The organism is Cellulomonas septica (assembly GCF_012396155.1).
Lineage (GTDB): Bacteria > Actinomycetota > Actinomycetes > Actinomycetales > Cellulomonadaceae > Cellulomonas > Cellulomonas septica.
Map to the genome: position 1 here is coordinate 1 of NZ_JAAXOY010000068.1, position 9,243 is coordinate 9,243.

Below are 9,243 nucleotides of genomic sequence, written 5' to 3' on the forward strand. Positions count from 1 at the left end.
GGGCGTGTCGCGGGGCGGGCGCGCTCAGTCGCCGAACGGGCCGACGCGCACCACGGAGCGGGGCCGCGACGCGAGCTCGGCCGCGAGCTCCTGCACGTCGGCGGCGGTGACCGCGCGGATGCGCTCGAGCGACTCGTCGATGCTCAGCAGCTCGCCGTGGACGAGCTCGGCCTTGCCGAGGCGGCTCATGCGCGAGCCGGTGTCCTCCATGCCGAGCACGAGCCCTCCGGCCAGCTGGCCGCGGGACCGCTCGAGCTCGGCCGGCGTGATGCCGTCCTGCGCGAGCCGCTCCCACTCGGCGAGCATGAGCGCGACGACCTCGTCGACCTTGCCCGGTGCGCACCCGGCGTACAGCCCGAAGACGCCCGTGTCGGCGTGCCCGGACGCGTACGAGTACGTCGAGTACGCGAGGCCGCGCTTCTCGCGGATCTCCTGGAACAGGCGCGACGACATGCCGCCGCCCAGGACCGCGTTGAGCACCGAGAGCGTGAACCGGCGGTCGTCGGTCGCGGTGAGCGACGTCCCGCCGACGATGACGTTGGCCTGCTCGGTGTGCCGGCGGACGGTCAGCTCGACCCCGTCGCCGGGGATGCCCGCCGAGCCGGCGAGCAGCGCCCGCGACGTGATCGGGCGACGTCCCGTCGGCACGGCGTCGTCACCGAGGGACCAGCCGCCCGCCGCGAGCGCGTCGGCGACCTGCGCGCACAGGACGTCGTGGTCGACGCCCCCGGCCGCGGTCACGACGAGCGTCGACGGCGTGTAGTGCCAGCGGTAGTGCTCCCACACCGCGTCGCGGGGGACCGCGCGGATCGTGTCGGGCGTCCCGCCGATGGGACGGCCCAGCGGGTGCGCGCCCAGCACCGCGGTCGCGAACTGCTCGTGCACGACGTCGCTCGGGTCGTCGTCGTTCATGGCGAGCTCTTCGAGGATGACGCCGCGCTCGGTCTCGAGCTCGTCGGCGTCGATCCGCGCCGAGGTCACCATGTCCGCGATGACGTCGACCGCCATGGGCAGGTCCGTGTCGAGCACGCGCGCGTAGTAGCACGTGTGCTCCTTGCCGGTCGCCGCGTTGGCCTCGCCGCCGACGGCGTCGAACGCCTCGGCGATGTCCATCGCGGACCGGCGGGCCGTGCCCTTGAACAGCAGGTGCTCGAGGAAGTGCGTCGAGCCGAAGTGGCCCGACTCCTCGTCGCGCGAGCCGACGCCGACCCACGCCCCGACGGTCGCGGAGCGCAGGCCGGGCATCTGCTCGGTGACCACGCGGACCCCGCCGGGCAGGACGGAACGACGCACGATGGCGTCGCCGTCCTGCCCGGCGGTCTGCTCCGCCCCGGGGAGCCCGGGGCCGACGAGCGGGAGGTCCAGCGGCACGTCAGGCGTCGGCGGGCGCCGCGGCGGCGTCCGGCGTCGCGTCGGCGCCCTCGGCGTTCTCCTCGATGACCGCGTGCAGCGAGAGCTTGCCGCGCGGGTCGATCTCGCCGATCTCGACCTGGACCTTCTGCCCGATGGACAGGACGTCCTCGACGTTCTCGACGCGCTTGCCACCGACGAGCTTGCGGATCTGCGAGATGTGCAGCAGACCGTCCTTGCCCGGCGAGAGCGACACGAACGCGCCGAACGTCGTCGTCTTCACGACGGTGCCGACGAAGCGCTCGCCCACCTCGGGCATGTGCGGGTTGGCGATCGCGTTGATCGCCGCCCGCGCGGCCTCCGCCGACGGACCGTCGGTGGCGCCGATGTAGACCGTGCCGTCGTCCTCGATCGAGATGTCGGCGCCGGTCTCCTCCTGGATCTGGTTGATCATCTTGCCCTTGGGGCCGATGACCTCGCCGATCTTGTCGACGGGGACCTTCACCGTGATGACGCGCGGCGCGAACGGGCTCATCTCGTCCGGGACGTCGATCGCCTCGGCGATGACGTCGAGGATCGCGAGACGCGCCTCCTTCGCCTGCGTCAGCGCGCCGGCCAGGACCGAGGCGGGGATGCCGTCGAGCTTGGTGTCGAGCTGGATCGCGGTGACGAACTCGCGCGTGCCGGCGACCTTGAAGTCCATGTCGCCGAACGCGTCCTCGGCGCCCAGGATGTCGGTGAGCGCCGCGTAGCGCGTCTCGCCGTCCACCGTGTCGGACACGAGGCCCATCGCGATGCCCGCGACGGGCGCGCGCAGCGGCACACCCGCGTTGAGCAGCGACAGCGTGGACGCGCAGACCGAGCCCATGGACGTCGAACCGTTGGAGCCGAGGGCCTCGGACACCTGGCGGATCGCGTAGGGGAACTCCTCGCGGCTCGGCAGCACGGGCATGAGCGCCCGCTCGGCGAGCGCGCCGTGGCCGATCTCGCGGCGCTTCGGCGAGCCGACGCGGCCCGTCTCACCCGTCGAGTAGGGCGGGAAGTTGTAGTTGTGCATGTACCGCTTGCGCGTCTCCGGGGAGAGCGTGTCGAGCTGCTGCTCCATGCGGAGCATGTTGAGCGTCGTGACGCCGAGGATCTGCGTCTCGCCGCGCTCGAAGATCGCGGAGCCGTGCACGCGGGGCAGGACCTCGACCTCGGCCGAGAGCGTGCGGATGTCCCGCAGGCCACGGCCGTCGATGCGGAAGCCGTCCGTGAGGATGCGCTGGCGGATGAGCTTCTTCTGCACCGACCGGTAGGCGGCGGAGAGCTCCTTCTCGCGACCCTCGAACTGCTCGGCGAGCTGGCCCACGACCTCGGCCTTGATCTCGTAGAGGCGGTTCTCGCGCGTCTGCTTGTCGGCGATGGACAGCGCCTCGCCCAGCGACGCGGTCGCGGCGGACTCGACGGCGGCGAACGCGTCGTCCTGGTAGTCCGGGAACGTCGGGAAGACCTGGGTCTCCTTGGCGGCCTTCGCGGCGAGCTCCTGCTGCGCCTCGACGAGCACCTTGATGAACGGCTTCGCGGCCTCGAGGCCCTGCGCGACGATCTCCTCGGTGGGCGCGGTCGCACCCTCCTGGATGAGGTTCCACGACTTCTCGGGCGCCTCGGCCTCGATCATCGCGATGGCCACATCAGCAGAGCCGTCGGCGGCCGTGACAACTCGACCCGCGACGACCATGTCGAACGTCGCACGCTCACGCTCGGAGTAGCGCGGGAACGCGACCCACTGGCCGTCGACGAGCGCGATGCGCACGCCACCGACCGGGCCGGAGAACGGCAGGCCGGACAGCTGCGTCGAGATCGACGCGGCGTTGATCGCCAGCACGTCGTACGCGTCGTCCGGGTGGATCGCGAGGACCGTGATGACGACCTGGACCTCGTTGCGCAGGCCCTTGACGAACAGGGGGCGCAGCGGGCGGTCGACCAGACGGCACGCGAGGATCGCCTCGGTCGAGGGACGGCCCTCACGGCGGAAGAAGGAGCCCGGGATCTTGCCGGCGGCGTACTGCCGCTCCTCGACGTCGATCGTCAGCGGGAAGAAGTCGAACTGGTCCTTGGGGTGCTTGCCCGCCGTCGTGGCCGACAGCAGCATCGTGTCGCCGTCCAGGTAGGCGGCGGCCGAGCCGGCGGCCTGCTTGGCCAGGCGGCCCGTCTCGAAGCGGACGGTGCGGGTGCCGAAGCGGCCGTTGTCGATGACGGCCTCGGCGAACTGGATCTCGGGACCCTCCACGGGTGCCCTCCTCGTTCTCGAAGGCGCCGGCCGGCCGCGGCGGTCTTCGACCGTGGTCCTCGGAGCGATGAGCTCCGGGGGCCACTACCGAGGACCGGACGAGCGGGCCGACGCGGTGGATGGTGCTGGGTGGTGCTGGTGGTGCTGGTCGTGCGGGAGGCACGCCGGCCGGACGGTCAGGCCCGACCGGGGCGAACATCGGACCAGCCCGGACCCTGTCGCGGGTCCGGGCTGGTCCGGAGGCTCAACGGCGCAGGCCGAGGCGCTCGATGATCGAGCGGTAGCGGTTGATGTCGACCTTCTGCAGGTAGCCGAGAAGACGACGACGACGACCGACGAGCAGCAGCAGGCCGCGACGGCTGTGGTGGTCGTGCTTGTGCTCCTTGAGGTGCTCCGTCAGGTCCTTGATCCGCTGGGTCAGGACGGCGATCTGCACCTCCGGCGAACCGGTGTCGCCCTCGTGCGTCGCGTACTCGGTCATGATGGCCTGCTTGGTGGCGCTGTCCAGGGACACGGTTCTCCAGGTTGTCTCGTTGCGCGGTGCTCCGGGGCATGTCCACCCGGGCTCTCTCGTTCCGCGGCCGTTCTGACGGCGTCGACCATCGTACCAGGCGGTTCGCACCACCCGGTCAGCCGGCCGCACCGCCCGGTCACCGGCCGCACCGCCCGGTCAGGCGGTCGCGGCGCCCGCGAGGACCGTGCGGACCTGCTCGACGTCCTCGCTCATGCGCTCGAGCAGCGCGTCGACCGAGTCGAACCGCAGCGTCGGGCGCAGGCGCTCGACGAGCTCGACGACGACCTGCTCGTCGTACAGGTCGAGGTCGTCGCGGTCGAGCACGTACGCCTCGACGCGGCGCTCCTGCCCGTCGAACGTCGGGTTGGTGCCGATCGACACCGCGGCCGGCAGCACGCGGTCGGGGTCCTCCGAGGTGACGGGCGTGCCGTCCGCGTGCCGCACGCGTCGCAGCCACCCCGCGTAGACGCCGTCGGCCGGGACCATGCCCGTCAGGTCGCCGCCGAGGTTCGCGGTCGGGTAGCCGAGCTCGCGACCCCGCGCGTCGCCGTGCACGACGGTCCCGCGCACGCGGTGCGGACGGCCGAGCACGCGCGCCGCCTGCACCACGTCCCCCGCCTCGAGCAGCTCGCGCGTCCACGTCGACGACCAGCGGCGGCGCAGCGGGTCCGCGGCCTGGTCCTCGGGGCTGCCCGGGTCCGCCGCAGGAGCGGGCGTGACGTCCTCGATGACCTCGACGTCGAACCCGTACCGCTCGCCGAGCGCGACCATGGTCGACAGGTCGCCCGAGTTCTGCCAGCCGAACCGCACGTCGCGCCCGACGACCACGGTGCGCGTCCGCAGCCCGTCGACCAGGTACCGCTCGACGAACTCCTGCGGCGTCTGCCGCGCGAAGTCGAGGGTGTAGGGCAGCAGGAGGACGGCGTCGAGACCCGTCTCCGCGAGCAGCTCGAGCCGGTCCTCGTCGCCCGTGATGAGCTCGGGTGCGCTGTCGGGGCGGTGCACCTGGAGCGGGTGCGGCGTGAACGTCACGGCGACGGCGCGCGCCCCGACGGCCCGCGCGTCGGCGCACATCCGCGTGAGGACGCTGACGTGCCCGCGGTGGACACCGTCGAAGTTGCCGATGGTGACGACCGACGGGCCGAACCCGGACGGGACGTCCGCGAGGTCGTTCCAGCGCTGCACAGGGAGGATCATGCCACCGCCGCGACCCACGCCTCGCGACGGTCCCGGTCACGGACGGTCAGCGGCAGTCCCGCGCTGCCGGGGCGGACCTGCTCCCCCACCCGGGGAACGGGCGCAAGCACGGGCGCGACGAACGGCGCGCGGCCGACCCGACGAGGGCCGGCCGCGCGCCGTGGTGGACCGTCCGTCAGCTGCGCGGCCGGTCGATGAGGAGCGCCGCCGGCTCCGTCCGCACGGAGCCCTCCGTGTTCGTGAAGACGGCGCGGTACTGCGTCGTCGCGGCGAGCACGGTCACCGGGACCCGCAGCGTCGTCGACGTCGCCCCCGGGATCGTGTGCCACGACCCGCGGGCCCAGCGCACCTGCCACGCGACGCGCGGCTCGGGGTACCCGTCGGCGGCGGCGCGGAAGGTGGCGACCGTGCCGAGCCGGGCCTTGACGTCCGTCGGCTGCTGCGTGACGACCGGTGCGCCCCGCTGCACCGTGAGCCGGGCGGCGGCCGACTCGACCGTGCCGGACGCGTTCGTGAACACCGCCCGGTACCGGTTGCCGTCGGTGCTGCCGGTCGCACGGACCGTGAGCGTGGCGCTCGTCGCGCCCTTCACGTCCTTCCAGCCCCCGCGGGCGCCCTTCACCTGCCACTGCACGGTCGGCGCCGGGACGCCGCTCGCCGCTGACGTGAAGGTCGCGTCGGTGCCGACGCGGACCGTGGCGTCGACGGGCTGCTGCGTGATCGCGGGCGCCACGGCCGCCGGCTCGCCGGCGCCCTGGTCGGCGACCCACGACGCGACCCAGGACAACGCCGAGTTCCAGTTGACCGTGATCTCGTTCGTCGACCACGCCTGGATCTCGTCGACGTAGCACGCCGAGGGCGCGCAGCCCGCCGGGAAGGCGGCCTTGGTCGTCGGGTCCCACGTGCCGGCCTGCGAGTTCGGACCACCGGCGAGCGAGCCGGGCGGCGGGCTCGGCAGCGACGGGTCGAGCTGGTGCGCGAACCACCGGCTGTGCTGCTGGTGCGAGGCGACCTCGCCCCAGCCCGTCACGTACGACTGGTTGAGCGCGTTGCGGCCCAGCAGGTAGTCGAGCCCCTCGAGCGTCGACGCGCGGAACCTCGCGTCGCCGGTGAGGTCGTACGCGGTGGCGACGACGACCAGGTTGTTCGCGACCTGCGAGCTCGAGCCCCACACGTACTGACCGCCCGGCGGCGAGTACAGCGACCCGAAGCCCTGCTCGGCCTGCGCGGCGAGGTACTCCTCGGCACCCGCGACGACCGACGCGCGGACGTCGTCGCGGTCCGGCAGCGCGCTCGGGACGGTCGCGAGGTCGAGCCGGCCGAGCGCCGCGACGCTCCCCCAGCTGAACCCGTCGGCCGTGAACACGTCCGCCGTGTGCACGGGCGACGACGTGACGGCCTGCGCGAACGCGTCCTCGCCCGTCGTCAGGTACAGCTCCGCCGCGGCCCAGTAGAACTCGTCGGACACCTCGGAGTCGTTGTACGCACCACCGCCGTCCGCACCGGCCTCGCCGGGCGCGTAGAGCGCCGGGTGCGCCTGCGCAGCCGCCCACGTCGAGCGTGCGGCGTCGAGCAGCGTCGCGGCGAACTCGGCGTCGTCCTCCTCGAACAGCCGCGCACCCTGCGCCGCGACGGCGGACAGGTTGAGCGTCGCCGCGGTCGACGGCCGGTGCAGCGAGCGCACCTGCGGGTCGTCGGCCGGGAGCAGCGGCAGGCCGGTCCAGCCCTCGTCGTGCACCTTGTGGTGGACCATGCCCGCGTACTCGCCCTCGGGGACGATCATCGAGAGCATCCACTCGAGCTCCCAGCGCGCCTCGTCGAGCACGTCGGGCACGTCGTTGCCGTGCTCGGGCACGTCGAGCGTGCCGTCCGCGAGCGCCTCGGCCGTGCCGGCGTGCAGCGCGCGCTCGTACGTCTGGAGCAGCTGCCCGACCGCGATGCCGCCGTTGACGACGTACTTGCCGTGGTCGCCCGCGTCGTACCAGCCGCCGCTCACGTCGAGCCGGTAGTCGCACGTCCAGCCGTCGTAGTAGTCGCGCGGCCCGATGCAGGGGACGTCCGTGTCGCCCTGGTTGGGCGCGACACCGACGTGCCCGGCCTCGCGGGCGTACTCCTCGCCGACGACGTCGGCCTCGATCTCGGTGCCCGAGCGCGCGAGGTAGAAGTAGTTGAGCGCGTCGTACCGGAGCTGCTGGTAGAGGTCGGCCGCGATGTCGAACGGCCGGCTGGTCTCGCCGTCGGCGACGAGCGTGTACCCCTCGCCCTCGGTCGTCACGTCGGAGAAGTCGATGACGTGCACGGCCTGCTCGGCCGACGCCTCGACACCGCGCGGCTCGCTCGTGCCGTCGGCCACGACCTCGCCGTCCGCGTCGCGCAGCTCCCACGCCACCGCGTCGGCCGCGTCGGTCACGAGCGTCGCGCGCTTCGGGCCGAACGGCAGGTAGCCGACCTGGTTGACCCGCACCCGCGGTCCCGTGTCGGGCTCGTACCCGGGCGGCGGGGTCGCGGACGTCCTCAGCGAGACGTCGGAGATGCAGAACTCGTACGGCGCGGCCTTGCCGAGGTGGAACGCGAGCTGGCCCGGCGCGGTCCCGTCGGGCGGGAACGTGAGGTTCGACGTGAACGCGTACTCGAGCGTCGTCGGCTCACCGGTGAGCGGTGCCGAGCCCTGCTCGAACGCGGTCCGGTAGGCGCCGCCGCCCTCGCCGACGATGACGCGCACCGGCATGTCGGGCGTCGCGCTCGCCGTGAACGACAGGACGTAGTTCTCGCCCTCGTCGACGGGCAGCCCGTTGTAGGACAGTCCCGCGTCCCAGGGGTTGGCCTGACCGCCCGGGAGGTCGACGCACATGCGGCCGTCGGCGAAGACGGGGTCGCTCGTGCCGTACAGCGACCACGGGCCGAGCGACTCGGCGAACGAGGTGTGCGACAGGAGCTCGACGTCCGAGCCCAGGGACACGTCGTCGAGGCAGAAGGTCCACGCGTCGGCGCTGAACCCGCCGAGCTGGAAGGCGATCTGGCCCTCGGGGTCGTCGGGCGCGGGGGTCGCGGGGTACGTCGCGGACGCGGTGAACGTCTCGCTGACCTCGGTCGGGTCGGACGTGAGGGCGGGGCTCGTGTCGAGCACGGTGCCGTACGGCGCGCCGTTCTGGCCGACGAGCGCGCGGATCGTGACGTCCGTCGAGGCGCTGGCCGTGTAGGCGAGCGTGTACGTCGAGCCCTGCTCGATCGCGACGCCGTTGAGGACGACGCCCACGCCGTACTGCGCCGACCCCGCCGGAACGTCGACGCACAGCGCGCCGGTGCTCGTGTCGACGGGCCCGTCGGTGCCGTAGGCCACCCAGCCCTCGGCGCCGGACTCGAAGGTCCCCTCCCCGATCTGCGACGCGGCGAGCGCCGTGCCGCTTCCTGCCAGCGCGAGGGCGACGGTCGCCACGACGGCCGTCGCGCCCCTGCGCGCGTGTGATGACGTGCGAGAAACCACTCTGTCTCCCCTGTCGTAGGAGCGCTCCCATCACATGAGCGGGAGCACCGGTGCGGCGGCGGCAGGTTAGGCAGGCGCAGCCCGACGAGAGAAGCGAATCGATCCGACCAAATCGATTTGGTGCCGCAGGGTGCGGGGGCCGGCCGGCCGACAGGTCGCACCGGCACCGGCCGGCTCGCCCGACCGCGGTGACGGGCGGACGGCGTCAGGTCGACGCAGGGGCGAAGACGAGCACCGGGCGGACCCGCGGGCCGCGCTCCTCGACGAGCCCCACGAGCGTCCCGTCGGGCCCGAAGGCCGCGACGGTCCCGCCCGGCCCGCCCGGGACCGGTGCGAGCGACTGCCCGTACGACAGCGCGCGCTCCTCCGCGTCCGTGAGCTCGCGGACCGGGAACGTCGCCCGCGCCGCGTCGGCCAGCGGCAGCA

5 protein-coding genes and 1 pseudogene are annotated in these 9,243 nt (G+C 73.1%); all 6 read right to left on the bottom strand.

Features of this window, described 5'->3' with window-relative positions:
- Positions 1-24: 24 nt before the first annotated feature.
- Positions 25-1,371, bottom strand: a complete 1,347-nt coding sequence (locus tag HGA02_RS04760) for an insulinase family protein (RefSeq protein ID WP_168678038.1) — start codon at positions 1,369-1,371, stop codon at positions 25-27.
- 1 nt (position 1,372) lies between these two features.
- Positions 1,373-3,622 (bottom strand): polyribonucleotide nucleotidyltransferase, encoded by a 2,250-nt coding sequence (locus HGA02_RS04765; protein WP_168678039.1) that lies wholly within the window; start codon positions 3,620-3,622, stop codon positions 1,373-1,375.
- 244 nt (positions 3,623-3,866) lie between these two features.
- Positions 3,867-4,136 carry a 30S ribosomal protein S15 gene (gene rpsO / locus HGA02_RS04770; protein ID WP_013770699.1) on the bottom strand — a complete coding sequence of 90 codons (270 nt, stop codon included), beginning with the start codon at positions 4,134-4,136 and terminating at the stop codon, positions 3,867-3,869.
- Between the two features lie 156 nt (positions 4,137-4,292).
- Positions 4,293-5,333, bottom strand: a complete 1,041-nt coding sequence (locus HGA02_RS04775; RefSeq protein ID WP_210728177.1) for a bifunctional riboflavin kinase/FAD synthetase — start codon at positions 5,331-5,333, stop codon at positions 4,293-4,295.
- Between the two features lie 175 nt (positions 5,334-5,508).
- Positions 5,509-8,769 carry a glycoside hydrolase family 9 protein gene (locus HGA02_RS20775; protein ID WP_343035275.1) on the bottom strand — a complete coding sequence of 1,087 codons (3,261 nt, stop codon included), beginning with the start codon at positions 8,767-8,769 and terminating at the stop codon, positions 5,509-5,511.
- Between the two features lie 253 nt (positions 8,770-9,022).
- Positions 9,023-9,243 (bottom strand): annotated as a pseudogene (locus tag HGA02_RS04785) (tRNA pseudouridine(55) synthase TruB); the annotation flags it as partial.

What these genes read in the sequence shown, in the direction of transcription:
- HGA02_RS04775 (WP_210728177.1), bottom strand. Translation starts at nt 5,333, where the DNA reads ATGATCCTCCCTGTGCAGCGCTGGAACGACCTCGCGGACGTCCCGTCC.